Annotated in this window: 25 protein-coding genes; 6 read left to right on the top strand and 19 right to left on the bottom strand. The window is 49.7% G+C overall.

Translation table 11 applies throughout. The features are described from left to right. Positions 1-39: 39 nt before the first annotated feature. From KI362_RS16515 to KI362_RS16500, 4 genes are read right to left on the bottom strand one after another with little or no spacing between them, the layout of a single operon-like run. Positions 40-1359 carry a nucleotide sugar dehydrogenase gene (locus KI362_RS16515; protein WP_301628715.1) on the bottom strand — a complete coding sequence of 440 codons (1320 nt, stop codon included), beginning with the start codon at positions 1357-1359 and terminating at the stop codon, positions 40-42. A 36-nt stretch (positions 1360-1395) separates the two neighbouring features. Further along, positions 1396-2103, bottom strand: a complete 708-nt coding sequence (locus KI362_RS16510) for an N-acetyltransferase (RefSeq protein WP_044481808.1) — start codon at positions 2101-2103, stop codon at positions 1396-1398. Beyond that, on the bottom strand, positions 2104-3138 hold the full coding sequence (locus KI362_RS16505; protein WP_301628714.1) for a glycosyltransferase family protein: 1035 nt from the start codon (positions 3136-3138) through the stop codon (positions 2104-2106). Then, positions 3139-4134: a glycosyltransferase family protein gene (locus KI362_RS16500; RefSeq protein ID WP_301628712.1), complete on the bottom strand. Its 996-nt coding sequence runs from the start codon at positions 4132-4134 to the stop codon at positions 3139-3141. It abuts the gene before it with no gap. A 177-nt stretch (positions 4135-4311) separates the two neighbouring features. Here KI362_RS16500 and KI362_RS16495 point away from each other — a divergent pair, with 177 nt between their 5' ends. Further along, positions 4312-5334 carry a DUF4855 domain-containing protein gene (locus KI362_RS16495; protein WP_301628710.1) on the top strand — a complete coding sequence of 341 codons (1023 nt, stop codon included), beginning with the start codon at positions 4312-4314 and terminating at the stop codon, positions 5332-5334. 128 nt (positions 5335-5462) lie between these two features. Here the strand turns inward: KI362_RS16495 and KI362_RS16490 are convergent, their stop codons facing one another. The 7 genes from KI362_RS16490 to KI362_RS16460 all read right to left on the bottom strand — a co-directional run bounded on the left by KI362_RS16490 (position 5463) and on the right by KI362_RS16460 (position 11740). After that, positions 5463-5873 carry a hypothetical protein gene (locus KI362_RS16490; RefSeq protein ID WP_301628708.1) on the bottom strand — a complete coding sequence of 137 codons (411 nt, stop codon included), beginning with the start codon at positions 5871-5873 and terminating at the stop codon, positions 5463-5465. A 22-nt stretch (positions 5874-5895) separates the two neighbouring features. Continuing rightward, complete coding sequence (locus KI362_RS16485) at positions 5896-6912, bottom strand: glycosyltransferase family 4 protein (RefSeq protein WP_301628706.1); 1017 nt, start codon at positions 6910-6912, stop codon at positions 5896-5898. Beyond that, entirely contained in the window at positions 6882-7841 is a 960-nt protein-coding gene (locus tag KI362_RS16480) for an NAD-dependent epimerase/dehydratase family protein (RefSeq protein ID WP_301628704.1), read from the bottom strand. Before KI362_RS16480 ends, KI362_RS16485 begins: the two co-directional genes overlap by 31 nt. Next, the gene (locus KI362_RS16475; protein WP_301628702.1) at positions 7838-8905 is read right to left on the bottom strand and encodes a Gfo/Idh/MocA family protein; all 1068 of its coding nucleotides are present in this window, start codon (positions 8903-8905) and stop codon (positions 7838-7840) included. The genes KI362_RS16480 and KI362_RS16475 overlap by 4 nt, the downstream gene beginning before the upstream one ends. After that, a complete protein-coding gene (locus tag KI362_RS16470; protein WP_301628700.1) occupies positions 8902-10014 on the bottom strand; it encodes a DegT/DnrJ/EryC1/StrS family aminotransferase in 1113 nt (370 codons plus the stop codon). Before KI362_RS16470 ends, KI362_RS16475 begins: the two co-directional genes overlap by 4 nt. After that, a complete protein-coding gene (locus KI362_RS16465; RefSeq protein WP_301628698.1) occupies positions 10007-11014 on the bottom strand; it encodes a CgeB family protein in 1008 nt (335 codons plus the stop codon). Before KI362_RS16465 ends, KI362_RS16470 begins: the two co-directional genes overlap by 8 nt. Before the next feature lie 216 nt (positions 11015-11230). Next, positions 11231-11740, bottom strand: coding sequence for a hypothetical protein (locus KI362_RS16460; protein WP_301628696.1), 510 nt, complete (start codon positions 11738-11740; stop codon positions 11231-11233). A 189-nt stretch (positions 11741-11929) separates the two neighbouring features. Between KI362_RS16460 and rfbG the strand changes: the two genes are divergently transcribed. From rfbG to KI362_RS16435, 5 genes are read left to right on the top strand one after another with little or no spacing between them, the layout of a single operon-like run. Beyond that, complete coding sequence (gene rfbG, locus KI362_RS16455; RefSeq protein ID WP_301628695.1) at positions 11930-13045, top strand: CDP-glucose 4,6-dehydratase; 1116 nt, start codon at positions 11930-11932, stop codon at positions 13043-13045. Next, positions 13042-13608: a dTDP-4-dehydrorhamnose 3,5-epimerase gene (gene rfbC / locus KI362_RS16450; RefSeq protein ID WP_301628693.1), complete on the top strand. Its 567-nt coding sequence runs from the start codon at positions 13042-13044 to the stop codon at positions 13606-13608. Before rfbG ends, rfbC begins: the two co-directional genes overlap by 4 nt. 2 nt (positions 13609-13610) lie before the next feature. Further along, positions 13611-14378 (top strand): glycosyltransferase family 2 protein, encoded by a 768-nt coding sequence (locus KI362_RS16445; RefSeq protein WP_301628692.1) that lies wholly within the window; start codon positions 13611-13613, stop codon positions 14376-14378. 37 nt (positions 14379-14415) lie between these two features. Then, a complete protein-coding gene (locus KI362_RS16440) occupies positions 14416-15090 on the top strand; it encodes a GNAT family N-acetyltransferase (protein WP_044481821.1) in 675 nt (224 codons plus the stop codon). Positions 15091-15104: 14 nt separating this feature from the next. Beyond that, positions 15105-16238, top strand: coding sequence for a DegT/DnrJ/EryC1/StrS family aminotransferase (locus KI362_RS16435; protein ID WP_301628690.1), 1134 nt, complete (start codon positions 15105-15107; stop codon positions 16236-16238). Between the two features lie 107 nt (positions 16239-16345). On the opposite strand, the gene rfbF is transcribed toward KI362_RS16435, so the two are convergent. From rfbF to KI362_RS16395, 8 genes are all read right to left on the bottom strand, one after another. Further along, positions 16346-17116, bottom strand: coding sequence for a glucose-1-phosphate cytidylyltransferase (gene rfbF, locus KI362_RS16430; RefSeq protein WP_301628689.1), 771 nt, complete (start codon positions 17114-17116; stop codon positions 16346-16348). 129 nt (positions 17117-17245) lie between these two features. Then, complete coding sequence (locus tag KI362_RS16425) at positions 17246-18418, bottom strand: CgeB family protein (RefSeq protein WP_301628688.1); 1173 nt, start codon at positions 18416-18418, stop codon at positions 17246-17248. Between the two features lie 26 nt (positions 18419-18444). Then, complete coding sequence (locus KI362_RS16420) at positions 18445-19437, bottom strand: CgeB family protein (RefSeq protein ID WP_301628686.1); 993 nt, start codon at positions 19435-19437, stop codon at positions 18445-18447. A gap of 1302 nt (positions 19438-20739) precedes the next feature. After that, positions 20740-21105 (bottom strand): hypothetical protein, encoded by a 366-nt coding sequence (locus KI362_RS16415; RefSeq protein WP_044481824.1) that lies wholly within the window; start codon positions 21103-21105, stop codon positions 20740-20742. A 19-nt stretch (positions 21106-21124) separates the two neighbouring features. Continuing rightward, positions 21125-21421 (bottom strand): hypothetical protein, encoded by a 297-nt coding sequence (locus KI362_RS16410; RefSeq protein WP_044481825.1) that lies wholly within the window; start codon positions 21419-21421, stop codon positions 21125-21127. Then, entirely contained in the window at positions 21418-21771 is a 354-nt protein-coding gene (locus KI362_RS16405; RefSeq protein WP_044481826.1) for a hypothetical protein, read from the bottom strand. The genes KI362_RS16410 and KI362_RS16405 overlap by 4 nt, the downstream gene beginning before the upstream one ends. 33 nt (positions 21772-21804) lie before the next feature. Then, on the bottom strand, positions 21805-22092 hold the full coding sequence (locus tag KI362_RS16400; RefSeq protein WP_081671834.1) for a nucleoside-diphosphate sugar epimerase: 288 nt from the start codon (positions 22090-22092) through the stop codon (positions 21805-21807). 144 nt (positions 22093-22236) lie between these two features. Continuing rightward, complete coding sequence (locus KI362_RS16395) at positions 22237-23574, bottom strand: glycosyltransferase family 2 protein (RefSeq protein ID WP_301628681.1); 1338 nt, start codon at positions 23572-23574, stop codon at positions 22237-22239. Positions 23575-23583: the final 9 nt, after the last annotated feature.

Here is a 23583-nt window from a genome sequence, read left to right as displayed (position 1 = left end):
TGTAATTTTTTCAGCTCTCTGGCAAGTTGTCCTTGCTAATCAAGTCAAGTTTCCGTGTCCGGCTCCGAAGCGATAAATGTTCTCTTTATCCCCCAGCTTATCCGTTACATTGCGCGTGTCAAAAACGATTTGAGCATGAGCGGCAATGCTATCAATAGGAATAACGGAATGATCTGTCACAATAATGACGCAATGGGTATTCTTCAATATTTCTTCATGAAGCTCAACGCTCCTATAAGTTTGCCCCCCAGCTTCAATCTCTTCAATATAAGGATCGTGATAGCTGACATGATGCCCGGATTGGGCCAGCAAGGAAATCAGATCCAGAGCCGGCGATTCCCGGACATCATTGATATCCCTTTTGTAAGCAACCCCGTAGATGAGCAAGTTTGCCTGATCGGGAGCATTATGCCGTTTAAGCAGGGCTTGGATTCGAGCAGCGACATAGTGCGGCGCCTTCCGGTTAACTTCATCTGCAATTTCAATAAATTTGCTCGTCAGGCCCGCTTTTTGCGCCTTCCACTGCAGGTATAGCGGATCGACCGGAATACAATGCCCGCCGATACCGGGGCCCGGATAATACGGGGTAAAGCCAAAGGGCTTCGTCTTGGCCGCTTCAATCACTTCCCAAATATCAATGTTCATTTCATCACAAATGGTTGCAAGTTCATTAATGAAGCTGATATTAACCAATCGATGGGCATTTTCCAGCAGCTTCGTGAACTCTGCTACTTCCGGCGACGAGACGCTCACTACACTTTCAAATACTTTTGCGTACAGCTCCTCCGCAAGTTTCAGGCACTCCGGAGTCAACCCGCTGATCACCTTGGTAATCTGCTCCACCTTGAAGCTTTCATTCCCAGGATCGATTCTTTCTGGGGAGTAGCCAATATGAAAATCGATGCCTGCAGTCAAACCGCTGCCTTGTTCAAGGACCGGTTTGATAACTTCCCTCGTTGTCCCCGGATAAGTAGAACTTTCTAGGATGACCAATTGGCCCTTTTGCAAATATCGGCTGATGTCAGCTACTGCTCTTTCGAGAATGGTCAAATCTGGTGAATGCTCTGAATTGAGCGGCGTAGGTACACAAATAATGATCGCATCTACTAAGGGGATACAGCTCATTTCATCGGTCGGGTGATACCGGTTCGTTTCCAGGCTTTGACTCAGCTCTTCATCTGTCACATCGGGCAGATAGCTTTTGGCCTGAAGCAGCGCCCTGATTTTCCCAAGGTCTTTATCTACTCCGTACACGGTAAATCCCTTGGAGAGAAATAACAGGGACAACGGCAGGCCCACGTATCCTTGCCCGATTACGGCAATCGTTTTGATCAAATTCTTGGAGTTGTTGCCGGTCATAAATACGTCCTCCTTGGTTCAAAATATAGCTAATAATTATTGAGTTGATTTGATCGGTTTTCCCGGGTTGCCTGCTACCGTTTCGCCAGGAGGAACATCTTTCGTAACGACCGTTCCCGCACCGACGACCGCTTGTTCACCGATCGTAATCCCAGGCAGCAAGGTTGCATTATTCCCTATTCTTGCGTGACGCCGAATAATAGGGCCTTGGTGAGGGTAGTTACCGAGCCCCATATATTTATCGTTAGAGGTAGAGCAGCATGGACCAATAAAAACATGGTCTTCGATCACCATGTCGCTGGTAATATACGAAGATGTTTGAACCGTAACTCTGCTTCCGATCTCCGTTTTCGGCTCCACGATGACATTACGGCCGATAATGCTGCTGTTTCCGATGCTTACCCGTTCACGAATGCTGGCCATATCACCTACGAACACATCCTCGCTGAGATTCACTCCGCAATAGATCACAACGCTGCAGCCGATTTTGACCCGGTCGCCGATCATTAGCGGCGGCAGGTCCACAGGCGGCTTTTGTGACATTTTGGGATTGGACGCAGGGCGCTTACCGAGAACACACAGATCTCCGATGTGCACCCCGTTGCCGATATTCGTGCCCTGCTTGATCACGACAAAATTCCCAATGGCGACATCATCACCGATTACCACGCCAGGCTCAATAATGACATGTTCGCCGATCGTAACATTCGATCCATACAAAATCTCTGTGCTTCTTACGCCCATCTATAAAATGCTCCTTCCTAAAACCTCTTCATATATTGAGATCAACTGTAAAATAATTTGATCTGCATCATGATGCTTCTTAACATAGGCGATGCCCTGTTGCCCCCGCTGCACCCTGAGTTCCGGGTGAAGCACCAGCTCTTTCAAACCGTCATAAAGCGTATCCGGATTACAGGACAGAATCGGCAAGTCAGCCGGTAACGTGTCTTTAAGGTCCGGGCGTATATAGCATACAACCGCCTTCCCGAGCGCCATCGCTTCCACACTCAGGTTGCCGTAAGCGCCGCAAAGCACCTGATCGATCACGATATCCGCTTCTTCGTAAAGCGCCATCGCTTCGTCATGGCTCATCCCTTCGACAAGCTTGAAGCGAAGCGGAACCTCTTTCGCCAGTTTCTCAACCGCATTGATAATAAACTTGGTTCCCTTGAACTCACGATGAGTCGGTGCGTGAACAATCAATGGCGGATCTGACTTTTGTGACTTCGGACTTGGGGGAGTGACGGAAGACGGAATAAACAGTCTGGGCAGCACATATACTTTTTTTCCTTCTGCCGCATAGTAATCCGCCACGTAATGATACAATTCATAGTCCTGGACAATAGCCGCGGATACATGCTTGGCAAAAAACTTCAGGTTTTGTTCGATTTCCTCCTCGGGAAAGGAGGAATCCGTATTTACATAAGGATTCTTGTATCCGTTCCATGCCTTCGCCCGCTTATGGGACCTGACGTCATTGCCTCGATGATGCATGATAACGCCTCTGCCAGCCTCGCGTATCATTTGAATGTCCCGCTTATCCTCGATGAAAGTATAGCTATTATGAAAATGGAACAAATCATAATTCAGGATGCTGTATTCCAGCAGCTTAACGAGCTCATAGGATTCAATAGGGATTACTCGGTTGTAATTCAAATAGTTCAGAAAATAATTAAAACCAATGGCATGGATCCCTTTGTTCATCAAAGTATCGCAGATCAGGCCGACCTGTCCGGCAATCTCCACCGGAATGTGCATGACTTTTACTGATTCCAATTACTCTCCTCCTTTAGCGCTGTTATAAATATCCAGCAGTTTCGGAGTGATGTAATTCAAGCTGTGGTATTTCTCTACATAATAACGACCGGCTATGCCCAGGTTATGTCTCGCTTCTGGTTGATCGATCAGCGTGGCAAGCACCGCGGATATCGTATCCGGATTCGCCACCACAATCGGCAACTCCGGCGGAAACTTCGCTCTAACATCGTCCCTGACAAAAGCAACCACCACTTTTCCCATTGCCATAGCTTCCACGCTCAGCATGCCGTAGGTTCCGCAGAGGATTTGATCGACGATAATATCAGCGGTCAGGTAGGTTTTCATCGCTTCCCGATGGCTCATTTTCTCGATGGCACGGTATTCAAACCTCTTCGTTCTCTTCAGCTCCGCAATAGCCTTCTCCACATATTCCGAGCCTTTGAATTCACGATTGGTGGGAGCATGGATAATTAACGGATTCCTGTTGTCTATGGAAGGATAAGCGAAAGGAATATCCTCGTGCTTGCAAGCCAGAGGCAGAACATGAACATGCTCGTAATAGTCGGCCACATGCGGGTATAGCTCATAGTCCTGAACAATGGCATGCTTGATATACTTGCTCGTAAACATAAGATTTTGATGAATCCGTTCATCGGTAAAATAACTAGCAGGAATCTGATAGGGGTTGAGCAAGGCAGTGATCTTTTTAGTCCGCACATCATTTCCCCAATGATGCATGACCATTGCTTTTCCATTCGCATACAGGGAAGGTAAATCGATATTATTGGCCAGAAATGAGTTGCCGTTGTGGAAATGGATTACGTCTGCATATCTGGCAATCGGATCCACGATTCTGATTAGCTCGTAAGCATCCGTTATATTGATGTCTCCGCTGTAGTTCAAATAACTGAGGAACCAGTTATAGCCGTTGCTTTCATGTCCCGCCAGCCGAAGCCCATTCACCATGGTCTGCATTTGACCCGCAATTTCGGTCGGCACATGAACGATCTTCATAATGCTCCTCCCCTCAATAAATGACTGCATTCTTCTGACATTATGATTTATTCATTTATAGAGATGGTTGCCAGTGCTCTGGACAAAATTGGATTGTTGTCTAGGTCATCCCTAATTCTGAGAACATACTATTTATTGATAAAAGAACAAAAAATAAAATGGCTGGAGTGTGAAAAGATGATTCCTGCGTCGGCTAGTGGATATTTATCACCGCAGGCCTATCAATTGAAAAACCAGGTGTGCATGATACCGTGCGGAGATTTATTGAATGAAATGCCTCTAAGTTGGGATGAAAACCAATTACGCTATTACACGAATTACATGCTGAACGGTCAACCGATTGACAGCTTTTTTAAGGGATTCATCTTTAACGGGATCCGTACAAAGAGTAATCGCCATTTCATGTACCCGCTTTACGTCGGCTTCGGAGAGCCCTCGGGAAAAGCCGACTGGCTGGAATGGATTGACAACCTGTTCGCCCCCGGCGTCAATCTGACTGCCCTGCACCGGCTTGCCACGAGCGATAAACTCGATGTCTGGGTCTCCATCCCGTATCCTCATCAATTTCAAAAGGCATTCGGGGAAATTCAGGGCCGCAACCTTGACTTTTCGTCGAACATAGACCGCTTTGCTGCAGTCATCTGGTGGATCGACCAGTTCAATGCCAGATGGAACCAGCGAACCGATCTGCACGACAAATTGGATTTCAGAGGATTTCTATGGCAAAGGGAATCCATCATTCCGCAAAGCAATGACGAGGGACTTTTAAAATGGGTCAACGGAGCGATTGCCTCTCGAAATCAGCTCAGCATGTGGCTGCCCAATTACGGAGCCAATGGGGTGATCCAATGGCGCGAGCTTGGCTTTCATGTCGTAGCCTTGAACTCGAACTATACGGGAAATACCGGCTATCAGACGAACTGGATTCTAAACTCATCCGGCTTCGCGAAATTCTATCATTTGGGTACTCAAATTACGTTCGGCAAAGGAATGATCTACAGCGATTACCATCATCTCGATTATTTCAACCTTGGACTTCCGAATAAACAGAACTATATGAAAGACTCCTTCCTTGTATATCAATTGCCGAATCAAACCCTTGAGACGGTATACAAAGAGCGGGTCACTGATTATATCCGGCTCTACACATTCGTTAAAGGCATCTATCAAAGAGTTGATTATCCTGGCATCGCATACTAGAACGCGAAAACGGCGGACAGACTTACTGTTCCGCCGTTTTTTCTGTTATAAAAAGACTGCCTGAGCGCAAGCGGCGATTCCGCCTCCACTCAAACAGCCCTTCACGTTCAAGACAAGCCTCGAAGCGGTCACATGGTGCCGACAAGCAAATAGGGTGGGTCCTCCAGCAAGAACGAGGCATCACCCTCAGATTCCAAGCCTACATAAACCCCATGATTGTTATGGCTATCAAACCGCCAAGGTCCGGACAATCGAGTCAAATCAAACTCGGCTTCCTTCACCCCTGAAATGGCAACAGTGTCCTTAATCTCCGTACACGTTGGCCGAGCCTTCAAGATGTACTGTTCATCCCAGCCATGTGCGATCTCACGCAATACAAGCGTTCCCGTAGCTGGAACATGGGCGGTTACGACCAGTTTCATGGACAGAACCTCCATGTCTTCAGGAATGACCGATATATTATAGGACACATAGATTTCCTTCCCATGAGCAGAGTAACGATTTGGAATAAAGAGCATCGACTTCTCCAGGATATTCATCGGTTATCTCAGACCTCCTTTCTTATGGCCGCAGATTGGCATACACCTGCTCCAACTGATCCACGACGACTTCTTTGGCATGATATTTCTCTGCATACGATCTGCCTCTTCTTCCCAACTCCTCATAAAGAGACGGGTTTTCCAGAAACACCTGGATGGCGGTGATGATATTGTCCGGATTGGCATTCATGATCGGTAATTCGGAGGGAAACTTCTCGACCAGATCGCTGCGAATATAGGTGATAACCGGTTTGCCCAGGGCCATCGCTTCTACGCTGAGCAGACCATAGGAGCCGCACCGGATTTGATCGACAACCAAATCAGCTGCTCGGTACATCTCTACTGCCTGCTCGTGGTTCATCTTTTCAATTCGCATGTATTCGAAGTCATAAGACTTTTGCAGTTCTTGAATGGCCGCTTCGATGGCCACCGTTCCTTTAAAATCCTGTTGTGTCGGAGCATGCACGATCAGCGGCCGTCTGACCTTTCCGCTCGGATATGCCGGGGTAAAGGGAGCCAGGTCGATCGAGATCGGTATGACATGCACTTTTTTGTAATAAGGCTCGACATAGGTGTATACTTCATAATCCTGAACGATGGCTTCATCCACATATCGGGTAATCTCTGTTAAGCGGCTGTCAATGACTTCATTAGGCGGTGAATCTCCGGTAAAGACATAAGGATTGTTTTCCCGAGCCTGCTCGTGAAAACGGACATCGTTGCCCCAGTGATGCATGACCATTTTTTTGCCTTTGCTCTTGATGATCTCCAGATCCTTATAGCCGTCGAGAAGACTGGTCGCATAATGGAAATGAAACACATCGTAAAAATTGATCAGATGATGGCTCGTATTCACGAGCTCTTCTATCGTTGTATTGATCAGGTGATCCCTATATCCCAAATAGGTATGGAATGTATTATAGCCTGTGGCAAGGTGACCCCGCTTTTTCAATTCTCCGCACATGATCCCCATTTGCCCGGCGATTTCTAGCTTTCCATGAAAAATCCTCATCCCGGCGACTTCCCTCCTCTTCTCCATAGATCCGTCTTCCTAAGTCCTGAGGCCAAATCCACTTGAGGCTTCCATCCAAGCGTGCTCCGCAGCAGTCCGGCATCCAAAGACCGACGCCGAACGATGTCCACTTTTCGCTTCGGGTGCCAGGAGATGGCTGGCTCGGACTGTCCGGCAATCCGGGAAATGTGCTCAGCAAGTTCCATGACGCTAGTCTCCACCCCAGTGCCGACATTAAACACCTTTCCTATGGCTTCGGGATGGACTCCCGCAGCCATCAAGGCGTCGATCGCATCATCAATGTAGGTGTAGTCGCGTGTATTCGTTCCGTCCCCGAAGATCGTGAAGGGTTTCTCAAGCTCAGCCTCCTCGAAAAACTTGGCTACAACCCCGCAGTAGGGATTCGTCGTCAGCTGGCCCGGACCGTAAACGTTCGACAAACGGAGCACCGAAATCGGTAATTGATGCATCCTGAAATAAACCTGGCAGTAGTGCTCCATGGAAAATTTACTTGCTGCATAAGGAACCGATGTCTGATACCAGCTCTCCGGAGTCGGAAATTGTTCCGCATTCCCATAAACAGAGGCCGTGGACGTATACACAAACCGCTGTAAATCAGGACATAAGTGCATCGCCTTTTGAAGCAGCAAATAGCCTCCATACAGGTTAACATGAAAGTCATCGTCCATATTTTCGGCGGACATGACAAGATTTCTACAAGCCAAGTGAAAAATATGGGTCGTTCCCGGAAGCACCTGCTCCAACAGCTCTTCATTCACATAGGACATCTCATGGAAGGTGATCCGGTCCGAGACCGGCACGTTCTCTCGCCGGCTTGTCGAGCAATCGTCGATCACCGTAATATGCTCAGAAACGGGAAGCAGTCTGAGCAATAACTGAGAGCCTATGAATCCCGCCCCTCCGGTTACCAGCACCCGTCCAAAAGCCGAGCTCATATTCCCACCTCCAGATCGCCCATCATTTCCGTATGAAAAGAGGTTAATGGAATTGGCACGCTTTGGCCTTTCAGCGCAGAATCATATAAAGCGAAGATCAACTCGAGCGCCCTTTTCCCTTCCTCCGCATCAATCAGTACGGAATTCTCCCGGTTCTTGGCCGCCGCTATAAAGCGTTCGTACATTCTGACATGCTCCTCTCCGGCAGGCTCTATCACCGGGTCGGGGACATTGGGATCTGAAAATGACCATTTACGGACTTCGTCCAGACGAATGCCTCCGATGCTTACCGTTCCTTTTTCTCCGAACAAGGTGATACAGTTATCATAGTTGCCGGGATAAGTTACCGTATTGGCCTCAATCATCCCGATCGCACCGTCTTTAAAATTCACGATACCGGCAGCTACATCCTCGGTTTCCTTCATAAGCAGACCGCGCTGCAAGCTTCCGAATACCCGAGTGCCGTCGCCCAGAAACCATTGAAGCAGATCGACGAGATGAATGCCTTGGTTCAGCAGCATCCCCCCATCCTGTTCCCATGTCCCTCTCCAAGGGGCTGCTTCATAATATGCGGCGGATCGCTGCAATCTCATCGAAACAACGCCAAGGTACAACTTGCCCATCGTACCCGACTCGATTAACTCCTTCACCTGGGTCATTACTTTTCTATATCTTAACTGGTGGCATACTTGCACAATGACTTCATGCTTGCGGGCAAGGGAGATCATATTCTCCGCATCTTGAAGGGATAGGGCCATCGGCTTCTCGAGCATGACATGCTTGCCGCTTCGAATAGCCTCACTGGCGAGCTTGGCGTGCAGGGCCGAGGGAGTAGCGATAATGACCGCCTGAACCTGCGGATCCTTTAGGAGTTGCTCCATGTCCGTATATTTAGCCAGTTCTCTCTGACAACCCGAAAGTTTCACATAATCCGCTTCCACTGCAGCCATGCGCTCCGGCTGAACGTCAAACAATGCGGTAAGCTCCGCGCCTTCACACTCGGCCAGCGAACGGATGTGCCGATCGGCTATTCTTCCGCAGCCGACCAAACCAAACTTGATCATGACAGGCCTTCCCCTTTCGTGGTACGCAAAGCGGAGATGACTTGATCCTGCTCTTCTTCGTAAAGGAAAGCGCCCATAGGCAGGGCAAACAACTGAGCCGATAGCCGTTCCGACACCGGGAAATCGCCCTGGCTATAATGAAGATGAGCATAGGCTTCCTGTAAATGCAGAGGACAAGGATAATATACACTTGTTTGTATATTGCGAAGTTTGAGCTGCTCCAGCAATTTTTCTCTCTGTTTAGACTCTACGCAAAATAAATGATAAATGTGACTTCGGTCCTTTCTTTCCGGTGAAATCGTCAGATCGGGCAAGTCTTTCAGCGCTTCGCGGTAGCGCGCGGCCAAAATCATCCGGTTCTTATTCCAGCTATCAATCTTTGTCAAGGCGATGCGAAGGATGGCTGCATGCAATTCATCCAGGCGGCTATTATACCCAAGGATGGTATGATGATATTTCTTCTCGCTTCCGTGCTGACGAAGGAGCCGGACCCTCCGGGCAAGCTCATCGTCTGAGGTGACGATCAAGCCGCCGTCCCCGACGGTGCCCAAATTTTTGGTCGGAAAGAACGAAAAACATGCCGCATGGCCGATGCTTCCGACACGGCGTCCCTTATACTCCGCGCCAAATGCCTGACACGCATCCTCAATGACCTTCAGATCATATCGGTCTGCAATATCCATGATTTCGTCCATATCGGCGGATTGACCGAATAAATGAACCGGGATGATCGCTTTCGTGGCCGAGGTTATTTTTTCTTCAATACGGGCCGGGTCAATGCAATAGGTTTGCGGATCAATGTCGGCAAAGACCGGAACAGCGCCGACCCTGGATATCGCTTCCGCCGAAGCAAAAAAAGTAAACGGAGTCGTGATGACCTCATCTCCGGGGCCAATTCCTAGAGCGTCCAGTGCCAGAACCAAGGCGTCCGTGCCGTTACCGACGCCGATCGCATGCGCTGCCTGCAGATAGGCCGAAATCTCGCTCTCCAGCTTTTTAACATTTGGCCCCAGCACGTACTTGCCGGATTCAATGGTTTCGGTTATGGCCTCCAACATTTCAGGCAGAATCGATTGAAACTGACGGGCCAACGGTACTAATTCAATCATAGAACGATACCCTCTTTTCCTTTAGTAATTGTTCCACGTTAGGCCAAAGGCGTTCCAGTTCACGGGAAAACGTATGCCTGGACAACACCTTTGTTCTTGCCATGCGGCCGATGGCCGTCCGCTGCTCCGGATGCTTCAAGTAGTACCGGGCCAGCTCCAATGTTTCATCCGGTTCCGACGAATAGACAATCTCTTTCCCATGTTCAAATAATCTTTCCAGCTCTTCCGTCCGGCTGGCGATCATGAAGGCGCCGCAGCCAAGAATTTCAAACGTGCGCTGGGTAACCTGATCCCTGGCGTTCTGCACACCGAGCATAATCTTGCTGTCATGGTACACTCTCACCGTCCTCTTGTAAGGCAGGAAACCATGAATGCATGAAGGCGGCAAGGCCATGCCGAATTCATGCTTGAGCAGCGCCGCGTTCTCCTTCCAGTTCCCCCCCCAAACATGGACGCTCTCAGGCGAGGCAACCAGCGGGAACAGCAGCTCCTTCAGGCTTTCATAGCGATATGTTCTTGTCTCCAGATGCGTCGTCCCGACAAAAGCAATGTCGTACTGCTCGGGACCGACGTCCCGTTTTTCCGGAAAAAGACGCGGGTTAAAAGCAAAGTTCAGAAACTCCGACATGATCCCTTTTTCGCGGTACATGGAGACACAATCGGGATGAATCGTCCAGACGATGTCGGGGTTAAGACGCTGCACCGCTTTTTGAGACAGCCTTTCAAAATGAATTTTGTCTTCCGTAGCCCAGTAAATTTGAAGCAATCCATATTTCTCGCACCAGTCCGGAATGACTTCCAACGGAAACTCGGCCATAGGTTTGTCGTAACCGACAGTGATCAGGACCTCAGGCCGAAAGTAAGCAATTGCAGCTTCGATTTCTTGCTGGTTCCAGGATGACTGATAATACAATTTGTGGCCGAGCTGGCTTAGAGCATCGCCCAGGCTGTTAATATAACAGGACAGATGATTCAGAAAAAAGATTTTTCGCGGTTCCAAACGAGTTCTCTCCTCTCGCTAAGCCCTTTACCCAGCGAAATCTTTATTTATTGCTACCTTATGGCACAATAGCCGCGTAATGGCACGGCAGACGCACAGGTACAAGCCTTAATATTCGGGCGCATACCATGTTCAAGAAACTTATAGCTCCAAAATCTAAAAAAAGGCTCTCTAAAGGCATAAGCGCCTTTCGAGAGAGCCTCCTTCGTCAAACGATCATAAGCGAATCTGCGTCTGATTTCTCAGCAAAGTCTGCAAATTGCCAAGAAGCGCATTCCCATTCAGGTTGAAGGATCCTGCAACATTCGTAAGCACCGAATTAAGCTGATCGTAGAATGGACGAATCGAGGAAAGAGCCGTTTGCGGATTCACCTGCGGATCTCTGATCAGCCTATCAATGCTGTTCAGTTGAGCCACAAGATCATTCAAAATTTGCGGGCTGAATCCCGCTGCAGCCGGAACCGCGCCGGCTGCCTCTTCGCGTGCCGCTGACGCAAGCGCAGTTTGAAGTTCGCTTCTCTGCTCGTCATCCAGATTTAGCGCGGCCATTTGCTGCTGGAATTGAGCTATTGACGGCTCAGTGGCTCCACTGCCTTGCGCAGCATCTGTATTTGTTTGGAGTTCTCCTAGCACTCTAAACAATTTACCAAGCGGATGATTTTCGTCACCAACATATCCTTGCAACATGGTGGTAACCTGCTGCAGTCTAGTTTCCAATTCATTCATCCAATATCCCTCCCTTCTCGTGCTATTCTATGCCAAAAAGAATCTCGTGCTTGGATGAATACATATTTTTAAAATTTAATAGTCCAGTAGTTTCTTGCCAGTTCCAGAGTCCTTATCCAAACCATATGATGCCTCTGAACGATCTGCTATCTTCATTCATTTAAATTATGGAAAGGAGGAGATGGTGAAATGGCGCTCGACAAGCCGGAGCCGTGCCCCGGCTTCTGGAAAGGAAAAAAGGTGTTTTTGACCGGTCATACAGGGTTTAAGGGGACATGGCTAAGCCTGTGGCTGCATTCGATGGGCGCACAGGTCACCGGCTATTCTCTTGAACCTGCCACCAAGCCCAGCATTTACGAGATTTGCCGAATGGATGAGATTATACCTTCTTATTATAGTGATATCCGCGATCTTGCTTCCTTATCGGCAGCACTCTGCGAGACCAGCCCGGATATCGTTATTCATATGGCCGCCCAGCCCCTTGTCAGGGAGTCGTATCATGACCCGGTTACCACATTCGAAGTCAACATGATGGGAACCGTTCATTTATTAGAAGCGGTCAGGCAGGCCGTCAGTCACGGCTCAAGGATCTCGGCCGTCATTAATGTCACGACTGATAAATGTTACGACAACAGGGAATGGGCCTATGGATACCGCGAAACCGACGCTCTGGGCGGAGCCGATCCTTATTCCGGCAGCAAGGCCGGGTCTGAAATCATTACCGACAGCTACCGCCGCGCTTTCTTTCATCCCCCGGGTTCCGCTGATCCAATTGTCCCGGTCGCTACTGCAAGGGCCGGCAATGTAATAGGCGGTGGAGACTGGAGCAAAGACCGCCTGGTTCCGGACGGTATTCGGGCCATTTTGGAACAGCGGCCGATCCTGCTGCGCAACCCGAAGGCGAATCGTCCTTGGCAGCATGTACTTGAGCCCTTATCCGGATATCTGCTACTGGCACAGCATCTAGCGACATCCAATGCGATATTTGCCCAAGGATGGAACTTTGGCCCTGACCACGCCAGCTCGGCTTCCGTCGAACAGCTTGCGGGTCTCCTATGCAAGGAGTGGGGAGAAGGCGCCTCCTTTGCCAGTGAGCTTAGCGCCGACCACCCTCATGAAGCCCGCTACCTCAGTCTGGACAGCTCCATGGCCAGACAGGAACTCGGTTGGCAGCCGCGCTGGGGCCTCGGCTCCGCCGTGACTCATACCGTTGAATGGTATAAAGCCTGGCATCGGCAGGAAGACATGCGGGCATTAAGCCTGCGGCAAATCAACGAATATATGAAGGGAGTACAGACAGGATGATCATTCAGCCTTGCAAATTGCAAGGGGTTTACGAAATCATCCTCCAACCTAAGCAAGATCATCGCGGACATTTTACCCGCATCTATGACCAGAAGATCTTTCAGGAACACGGGTTAACAGGGGAATGGATCCAGGAGAACCGGTCGTTCTCAGCGAAAAAGGGAACACTCCGCGGGCTGCATTTACAGCACGGGATCTATGCGGAGACAAAGCTGGTCCGGGCAGCCAGAGGAGGCATTTTCGATGTATTCGTCGATTTGCGGCCCGGCTCTCCCACCTACGGTCAGTGGGATTCCATTTTGCTGACGGAGAACAACCATCGAATGGTCTATATTGGAAAAGGCTTTGCCCATGGCTTCTGTACGCTTACGGATGATTGCGAGATCGTGTACAAGACCGACCAGCCTTACGCTCCTCAGCATGAAGGCGGCGTGATCTGGAACGACGAAAGCCTGCGTATCACCTGGCCCATTCTGAAACCGATCATTTCAGAAAGGGACCTTTCCCTTCCTTCGCTTGATGAATTCAAACGGATTCAGCAGCAAAAAACAAAGGAGAGATGATGATGAACCCCTTGGTAAGTATTTTGATCCCGACTCATAATCGCCCGGAATACTTTGAACTGGCTTTGGCTAGCGCATTGATGCAGACTTATCCCAATATCGAGATTGTCGTCGGCGATAACAGCACGAACAATTTGACAGAGCAAATCGTTGCGAAACACCGGTCACACCCTCGCGGCTCGGTGATTCGTTATTATCATCATTCCGGAAATATCGGCCCGATTGCCAACCAGCAGCAACTCCTCAATCTCGCCAACGGCGAGTATATTAATTATCTGAATGATGATGATTTGTTTCATCCCCGCAAAATCGAAATTATGATGCGTCATATTCTCAGCCATACGAACGTCGTGCTCGTCACATCTCAAAGAAGAGTCATTGATAGTAAAGGAAAACGTATCTTTGTTCCCCCGATCGGAACGTTCAAGGTGCTTCGTCCCGTGGATACGGTCATTGATGGCGGGGTTTTAACGCGGGATATGCTTCAGGACAGAACCAACTACATCGGAGAACCGACTACGGCATTATTCCGCAGAAGAGACCTTACCGAACCATTCGGGGTACTCGCCGGGAAACAAGTGCTTTTTGCCGTCGATATGGCCTCCTGGTTCAGTCTCATGACCCGGGGCCATGCTATCTATCTCGTTCAGCCGTTAAGCTATCTGCGGTTCCATCCCGAACAACTCTCCCAAAGTAAATACGCACAAAAAATTGCCGAGATGGACTATAAAGTGTTTGAAAGATTTGCAAAGCTTCGGGGCTTTGCCTAAAACCTAGGCTACGTGAGAACAGAAGGGATCGTTCTACATGAAAGAGATACTGCGAAGCTATAAACAAACACCCGCAAGCTCTATCGCTGCCCGCTGCATCCCGATTACCGCCAAGGGCGTTGTTCGGGGAAGATTAAGGCCGATCACAGGCGATACGCTCCAAAATCCGGCTGAAATCAAACTGATTGCCGAGTGGAGGGAGGCCTCCGCGGATTGGTTTACCACACGGTTTCCTTTGTCGGAAGCCGGAACCTCACGGTGGCTGGAGCAAGTGTGGCGCGCCGACGACCGGATTTTGTTCTTTGTGGAAGACGAGGAATGTACCCCCGTGGGCCAGGTAGGAATCCTGCATTATGATCCGCTCAAGAAACAGTGCGAATTCGATAACCTGCTTCGGGGACGGAAAGGAAAGTTCGGAAACATCATGATTTATGCTCTGATTACGCTTGGCATTTGGACCATCGAAGAGCTTGACGTTATGGAAGGCTTCATCCGCGTTGTCGCGGACAATTATCGGGCTATTCGTATGTATGAAAGTCTTGGAGCGGAAGAAATCGAAAGAACTTCGCTTATCCGGCTGGAGGAGAATGGCGTGACCCGCTGGGTTCCAGGACAGCCCGGATCAAGCCCCCCTCCCGAACGTGAGCTGGCTACGATGCGAATCAAAAGGGAAGTGTTTCTGAAGCTTCATCAAAGCAATTTACCGACTTGAAAGGCGGGACGGATATGAAAGTCAGATTATTTAAACCTTCCGTCGGCAAAGAGGAGCTTGAAAGCATACAGGACTCGTTCAAAAGCGCATGGCTCGGCTTAGGGCCGAAAGTGACGGAATTCGAACAGCGGTGGAGTCAATATATCGGCTCTAAGGAGTCAGTGGGGGTGAATTCCTGCACAGCAGCACTCCATCTGGCTCTTGCCGCTTATCGGTTCCCCGAAGGAAAAAAAGTGCTGGTTCCCGCCTTGACGTTTGCTTCAACCGCAATGGCGGTCCTGTATAACCGGCTCATCCCCGTCTTTGTCGATGTAGACGAAACAACACTTGGAATCAGCCTCGAGGACCTCGATAGAAAATGCGACAAAGATTGCGTCGCTGTGATGCCGGTTCATTTCGGCGGTCACCCGGTGCCAATGGACGAACTAGTCGCATGGGCGAAATCGCGTGGTCTCAAGGTCATCGAAGATTGCGCCCACACCGCCGGCGGCAAATATAAAGGCAAGTCGCTGGGAACCTGGGGGGATATCGGCTGTTACAGTTTCGAAGAGAAGAAATGCATGACGACCGGCGACGGAGGCATGATCTCCTTTGATGACCCCGAGCTCCTGAATCCGCTCAGACATGTCCGCTGGATCGGCATCAACAAGGATACATGGGTGCGTTATGAACAGTCTGAAATGGGAAGCTCGGATACGAACGGCTGGTATTACGAAATCTCTGACATCGGCTATAAATACAATATGAATGATCTGATGGCCTCGATCGGTCTCGTTCAATTGCAAAAGCTTGACGCCATGAATCGGAGAAGAGAGAGCATTATCGGGCAGTATTTGAACACCATTAAGGACCTGGATTATATTCATCCAGCCATTCCCTACCATTTGCAGGACTCCTCATATTGGGCATTTATCGTAAGGGTACAGGACAGGGAACGATTCATCGCCCACATGCAGGCTCGGGGCGTGTCGACAGGCGTCCATTATATGCCGCTTCCGATGCAGCCTTTGTTCATGAAGTTTGCTGGAGCAACGCCGGTGGCGGAGTCAATCTGGAAACAACTGGTCACCCTGCCGTTATTCCCAGATTTGACGGCAGAAGAAATCGAACACGTGAAGGAAAGCATCCGATCCTACGACGGCGAATAAATACAGCAAAGCGCGGATTCCTGAAGGGCATTATCCCTTGGAGCCCGCGCTTTTTCTTATGCATGCATACTTTCCTAAACTATATAGTTGAGCTATTGAAATGAAGGTTACCACACTTTCCAGGGAGCTTGCCTGGAGCTCCAAAGGGATTGCAGGTGGTTTTTGTCCCGCAATGTATCCATCGCATACCAGAAGCCATCATGCCTGTAAGCACGAAGCTGTCCTCCCGCAGCAAGATTGACGAGCGGTTCCTGTTCAAAGACCGTTGTATCGTCCGTCAAATAGTCAAAAACCTCCGGCTGCAATACAAAAAAGCCGCCGTTTACCCACTTGCCGTCCCCTTTCATTTTCTCGTTAAACCGGTTTACGGTTCCATCCTCCTCGATCGAGAGCGCGCCGAATCGGCCTGCAGGTTGGACGGCGGTTACCGTAGCGAGTCTCCCATGGGATTTGTGATACGCTTCCAGATCCTTAAGAGATACATCGCACAATCCGTCACCGTAAGTCAGCATAAAAGGTTCATCGCCAACATACGGCTGAATCCGTTTGATTCTCCCCCCGGTCATCGTTTCGCTGCCTGTGTCGATAAGCGTCACCTTCCAAGGTTCGACCTGTATATTGTGAAATTGAGAGCGCCCGCTGGGATATTCAAAAGTCACATTGGAATGATTACGAACATAATTAGCAAAATATTCCTTAATAGCTTCCCCCTTGTATCCGAGACAGATGATAAACTCGTTGTATCCGAAATAGCTATAAATTTTCATAATATGCCAAAGTATCGGTTTATCGCCGATCTGGACCATCGGCTTCGGCTTCGTTTGGGTCTCTTCGCTGATCCTGGTACCCAACCCTCCTGCAAGTATCACAACTTTCATGAGCATTCTCCATTCTATAAAGAGGTTTGGAAGAAGTATAAGATATTATATGTGTCTTCTAGCGCTTTGACAGGTACAGCTATAGTACGGGCATTATCATATATTCCTCTTTATAGATTGCAGGAGGGGCTAACCGAAGATGACCGTCAAAAGTTCGTTTAACCTGTGGGTATAGGTATGCTCCTTTAATGTCCGGTCCAGCGCACGGAGCACGATTTCACGGCGCTCCTTCTCATGGTTCAAATAGAAATCAATCTTCCCGAGCAGCTCCTCTTGTGAACTGAATGTCTCTATCTCAACGCCAGGCGTATAAAATCTTGCGATATCGCTGCGGGCATCCACGATTTGCAGGGTGCCGCTGGCCGCAATTTCGAAGGTACGGGGATTCGGGGATAGGGCCTCGATCATCGCGGCATTGTTATTTACCGAGATGTCGTTGAACGCCCGATGCAGGTTGATCGCAATTTTACTGCTGCTATAGACTTCCGCCGTCTCCTGTGGACCCATCCATTTGTCCGTCTCAACTCTGCCGGGGTATGCGCCGGGTTCGAACAACCGGTCCCACCAAAAACCGTTAATGTAAAGTCCGCGGTCCATCAATTCATTAAGGATTGGTCTGAAGAAGTCGACCCGATTCCAAAAGGCGCTGCCCACAAAGGACAAATTGCGCCGGTTAGCCGCACGATCGCGAAGCGGCCGATAATAACCTGTATAAGCCGCGAAAGGAAGGTAATGTACATTAGCGCAGCCATTTTGCCGGTAAAAATCAACACAGTTCAGTTCCAGCGTAAAAATATAATCATAGTGCATCACGAGCCCTGAGGTAACATCCGTATAATAAGGGTCATCCGTCAGCCAGAGCGCAGTCCGGATCCCCATTCCACGGATTTCGTCGACTTGCTCAAGAGGCAAATTCCACCCATCCAGCGCCAATACAAGATCCGGTCTGATTTCGGCTGCCAGCTGGGCAACGGCCTGGGACGGACTCGCAACCGTGACATTGGCGGCAAGTAAGCGAAGTGTCTCCTGAATCCCATCATCAACCGGCGCATAAGGATACTCCTTGCCTGATGTGATATACAAGACATGAATCTGCCTTAATGGAAACACGGGAGCCGGTCTGCTCGCTAAAACGTCCATTCTCCCGCGTAAATATCCTTCGTCAAATCCTTCCTGGAGACCAACGTTTCTGCCCAGTTGTCTTATCGATATCTCTTCAGGAACCAGCACTACCGCCTTTGGCTGTCTTGCTCTTCCACTCCTTCTTCTTACAATTTCTGTCTCACCATAAGGTTTCGCCAACATTTCCACTCTCCTTGGGGATTTCCTTATTTCATGATGGCAAGCATACGTGCGGCGCGGTCATTATAAGTGTGCCGCTCCCTCGTCGTCCGGAGCGATCTCCAGGCCATCTCGATGCGCTCCTGCTCATGCGTCAAATAATATTCGATTTTTTGCTTCAATTCCTCCGCCGAACCAAATGTCTCGATGTCATATCCCGGCCGGTAATACCGCTGAAGATCCTCGCGAACATCTGTAATTTGCAGGGCGCCGCACGCGGCGATCTCATAGGTGCGGGGATTGATCGACAGACCGGGCAGATTGGCTGTGTTCGCGTTATCCTGGCCCGATTCCGTAGGGCGGTGCATATTAATGACGATTTTCGCCCCGTTATAGTAGATCCGGGCCTCCCCCGGTTCAACCCATCCTTCGTGAATATGGGGCCTAAGAAGCTCTTGCTGCTGAAGCCTGCTCCATAAACCACCGATAATCCGAACCCTTTTTTGCGACAGGTATGGGGCCAGCTCGTCAAACAAAGCGACCCGGTTCCAAAATCCGCTGCCAATGAAGCAGACGTCGGACTGATAAGAACGGGGCGGCTCGATGGGAGCAAATCTCTCCGAGTCCGCAGCAAGAGGCAGATAGTGAACCTCGCTGCAGCCAGCTTCCCTGTAAAAAGGAACACAGGAAAGTTCGTGCGTAAATACATAATCGTAATGCCCCGCAAGCGGCAGCGATCTGTCGGTATAATAGGGATCATCCACAAACCAGACCGCGGTTCGGATGCCCCGGCTGCGAAGCAAATCGATTTGTTCGCTGTGCTCGGCGGGAAACACATGCAGGGCATTCATTACAAGCACCAGATTGGGGTTCGTTTGTTCCGCTTTCTGAAGCATTTCTTCCGGGCTAGCTACCTCCAATGCTCCAGCCAAAGCCCGCAGAGCCCCAATCATCCCCTGATCTACGGATTCAAAGCCCTGCTGAACATAAAGAATGCGGATCTCTTCCTTAGGAGGGGCTGTCACCTGGGTTTGTTCCATGACTGCCACACATCCTCCATACCGATATCCCTCGCTCCATCCTTGCCGATATATCGCTCGCCGGGCTTTTTCTTTAGCTCGTACTGTTGCTCTGTTCACGGCATTCAATCCTATCTATGGGTTAATCTCTTGACTGTATAACTATATGCGGAGGGCCATTCGCCGGAGTGGATAAATACCCGTTCGCCTCGTAAATTGGCGAATGTCCCAGCTTGTCCGGTCTTTGAAAGTGCAAAAAAGGCGGCACTCCTGCCAAGATAATGATGCTGATTGCACCGCACTCCCTCTAAAACACAGATGCATTCAAACAGTAAGTAGACAACACCGTATCATTATTGGGGATACCCCCATTTCAACAAGCCCGCAGAGCAAGGCAATTCCAGCAGATTCTGCAAAATACCGACCAAGTACGCATGAGTACACCTCGCACCGAGCGCAGCCTCCAGCACGCGGTGTTTCGCAGTATGACGGGATCGGTCGACTGCATGAAAATATGACTATTACGCATCTAGTGAAAAAAGTTACCTTAAATTCAGTAGAAATGATAAAAATGCGGATATAGTGAAATTTTTGTACTTAAAGTGGACTAAAACACCGGTTTGGTTTGTTACTGGCGATCTAAGGTAAGTTTTTTCACTAAATGTGGGTTCGAGCGTCGAATGAAGATTTTAAGGGAAGTTATTTCATTAAATCGCGACCTGATGAGCATGAGCAGAAGAATGAGTTGCTCATATCGTCTTGTAGGGCAATTGAAGTTCGGAGCAAGACCTAGAATGCCAGTGGAGAAGTAAAGTTCGGAGAAAAACTTCCGTACTGGCAGGACAGACGATGTTTCGGTGCAAGGCCGAGGCATCGTGAGGCGAAGGTGCAACTTTAGGCGCGGCAGGTCATTGACGTCGTGCATAAGCTATCGCGCAAGCTGCCCTTCGCGTTTATCCCAAGGCTGTGCTTAATCTCCTCCTTGTATGTCAAGGCGGCAAGTTAATAGCAGTGCAGTTATTGCTATGCTGCTTCAGAATAGCCATGTGCAACTGCATATCAGTTAAACAGCAAAGGCGAAGAGCAAGGGCATAAGTGTGAAGTGTTACAAGCTTTCTGTAGGAAAGCTACTTCGGAAGCATAAAGCGTCAGCGTTCGCCTTTGTGAGCGAATTTCTCCCTTGCCAGAACTTAGTCCGATCATGGAAATCCGCGAACAACAGCGATCGTAAGCATACTTCACACGTTGCCCCTCTAACTCGCCCTCCGATGTTTAACTGCCTTATGCTTTTGCACACGGGGCGGAAGCTCTAGCTTCCCCCCTTTACTTAAATTCCTGCTGCTGGTAAGCCAATTTATGGCCATCTTCGAAGCCCTTAGCGAATCCGGAATTAAAGCCTTCCTGATAGGATTCATTATATCCCTCTTGATAGAGCGCATCCTTATCCACGTCTGCCGGCACTGGCACCGGCACCGGTACAGGAGTCGGTGCCTCAACCGGATTTCGGCGACGTCGTGCTGAACCCCGGCGTCTGGCTCCGCGGCGGACAAGCTTTCTTCTGCGCAGTGTCTTCCGCCGTCCATATGCCTTTTTACCATGCGCTCTAAGGCGTCTGCCTTTTCGTACTGTCCGCTTTATACTGCCTTTTCTCCCTTTGCGCAATTTGGAGCGTTTCTTTTTTAGCGCCATTTCAATGGTCAGCCTCCCCTTAATTTAAACTGGATTCAATAAAAACGCCTTTATCCGGATTGATCCAAGGCGCTGAAGGGATCCCGGTATTTAGCGGGTTCAGCGTGATATTCATTAACATCGATGCCATCGCCTGCTGATACCGCGTTATCCGGTCCATATGATTCGCTAATGTAAGAGCTGTTTCTTCAGAGTAACTCGACACATCGGCGATGCTTTCCAGAATTCGGGCCAGTGCATTTTGACTTCTCGAAATAGAAAGAATCACCTCAAGCTTGGCATCCCGTTCATTCCGGAGACTAGAGATCGGTATCATTTTTCCTTGTCCCCATCACCGAAGCCCATCCCGCCGCCAAACAAGTCCCCGAAGCCTCCCGAATCATCCCCGCTGCTATCACCCGACGACAGCAGTGAACGCAAATTGCTGCCCAGGCCGTTTGACATTTTGGTCAATCCTTCAATGATTTCCACAATCTCATCATGCACCCCGATCGGCTTCGCTAACTGGTCCTCATGATCTTCGAAGCTTTGCGCGTGTATGTGGTTCAAGCTCCAGGTTCTTACCTTTTCCGCCTCTACCGCCTTAGCCTCGAGAATCATCGCCACGTTCCATTGAATTTTGGCCATAGCGTCCAATATGTTGAGATAAGCATGTTCTCTGCTCATAACGTCACCTCCAACGGCTTCCGCTTATACGGCCTACTCATCTTCCGAACCATTTAACTCCGACATGACATGCGTCAAATTTTCTGCCATGGCATCCTGCAGATCGGCAATCGAATTCAAGTACGATACGAGGCTTTTGTTGATAGACGACGAATTTTCCATCAAACCCTCCACACCTTCGAAATTCGGACTCTGGTCGGGAAGCGCGTTGACGATTTCAGACAGCCTGACGGTAACATGGCGTTCGGCATCAATGATACGGGCCAATTGCTGATGCGAGTGCCCTATATGCATGATAATATCCGTGATTTTCTGTTCCACTTCCAGCCCTCCATTTGACCTAAGAATCAGGACGTTTTCATTCAACTACCCGAAAAAGCGCCCTGGCATTCTACTGTTTCAGCATATGCCGGGGCGCTGTTCTATGTTACGACAGGACGGGAATTCCTCCCATATTACACGCGATCAAATTTCTGCAGAATTGTACCGGATCGGCGGCAGCACAGGCCAGCCCTCCGGATATGCAGCAAGCTCCTCGGCTGTCACTGTTCTTGCCCTATTCTTTAATCCCCATGCTTCAGCGGCATACTCGGACCAAATGAGCCGTGCTGCTCCCTGATCAATCTGAAAAAGCCGGCCATCCGGAATCCGGACCACGGCTCCTTCACCGATCGGCCGATCCCCGCGCCACGCCTCCGACAATGCCCGGACCGCTTCCTCTATCTCCCACTCTCCCCCAAACGGCAATGCCCGGAGCGTCTGCTGTGATAACCTGATCGCACTTGCAGATGGATGCAATGCATGAAGATCAGTCATTTTAGCGTTCTTGATCCTGTATCTCATCCCTTGGTCAATCCAATACAAATGTCCTGCCCCACTGCTGGCAAGGATTTGAACGGGGCAGCCCTCTATCCGGGGAGCCTGATCCGTAAAGGCTTGCCCGCCCCGCTCCTTCCTCTTCCGTTCGATCTGCCTGAGCCGTTCATGGACCTGCCCCCATTTTAAATGGAAATAAGCCTCGTTCTCCTGTTCGATTCGTTCAAAAAGCCGGGCGTCCAGACTCCTGATTGTTTCGCTGCCCAGATGATGGATGAATGAATCCCCGGCAATCACCAGCCTCCATCCAAGAAGCCTTAAACGCGCCGACCAATCATCATCCTCATAGTTGCCAATACGAAAGCCTTCATCGAAAAAGCCGATTTTCTGGACGACCTCCCGCCGCAGCAGCAGGCAAAACCCGACGAGTCGTTCCGTCTCTTTCCATTTTGTCTGGTCTAACCGGTTTCGGCTGGCTGCAAATTCCCTCATGCCTGTAAGATCTCTGTACGGAACCTCAATCTGTTGCTCCCCGCCGATATAATTAGTGACCGGGCCGACGGCGCCGATGTCCGGGGAACTATGGAGGCAGGTCAGCATATTTTCAAGCCAATGCTCCGTCACGATCACGTCATTGTTAAGAATCAGCACCGTCTTCCCTTTCGCCATCATCAGTCCGGTATTAACAGCTCCGGCAAAACCCTTATTGCGCTCATGCACCGCAACCCGGATTCTGCGTCTTGTCCGCAGCGCTTCAGGCGTGCCGTCATCCGATCCGTCGTCAACAATGATCAATTCATAGGGAAAAGGGGTATTAGCTTCTATGCTGTCCAGACATTGCAGCAGCAGATCCTTCTTATTGAAAGTAGGTATAATAATGCTTGTTCCATCGAACGGCTGTTCAAAGTCCTCATAGCCCGCCGTCTTTCCTCTCTCATATCCGGCTCTGTACCCCTTATCGAATAAGGTCTGTCCGCTTCTTTTCATGCGCCCCCT

It is taken from the genome of Paenibacillus apis (genome assembly GCF_018333295.1).
GTDB lineage: Bacteria > Bacillota > Bacilli > Paenibacillales > Paenibacillaceae > Fontibacillus > Fontibacillus antibioticophila.
This window is presented reverse-complemented; position numbering and strand designations above follow the sequence as displayed.